Below are 542 nucleotides of genomic sequence, written 5' to 3'. Positions count from 1 at the left end.
GCTAAGTGAGTGCTCTGCGAAAGAACACTTTCCACAATGCCGCAACGTTGGGAGTATCTATCAATCATAGTCTCTAGCGACGCAAAAAACGCAAGGGAGCAAAGATTGATATAAGACTTACTATAACGAAATCACCCTCTTCGTTTACCGATATAAATTTATCGAAACGATAGAGGGTGATTATTAAGAAAGGAGCTAAAAAGCGTGGTGTTTAAGCATCAATAAGGTAGTTCTGCCCTTCGCTTTCGAGGCGATCAATGAGCTTACGACATTCATTTAAATCAAGCGGTTGTTCAAAACGACGTTTAAGATTCATCAAAAAGAAAATGTCTTCACACATTGCCTTTTCTGGCTCGTCACTGATCTTAGCGACTGGAGAGCCATTACAGGTCACCATTTTAATCACGATGGAAAGCGGCTGATACGCCTCGCCTTGATCGTTAACGTAATTACCCATGTCATTTGCCAGCGACGTACCGATACCGAAGCTCACTTGCACACGGCATTGGAAATGCTCACAAATGTCTAGCGCTTGCTCGAAG

Annotated in this window: 1 pseudogene; it reads right to left on the bottom strand. The window is 43.0% G+C overall.

The window, feature by feature from the left end:
• Positions 1-211: 211 nt before the first annotated feature.
• Positions 212-542: pseudogene (locus tag R7093_RS27550) on the bottom strand (nicotinate phosphoribosyltransferase); the annotation flags it as partial.

This window comes from Vibrio sp. 1580, assembly GCF_033340055.1.
Note: the sequence above shows the minus strand (reverse complement) of the source record. Positions and strands in the feature narration are given on the sequence as shown.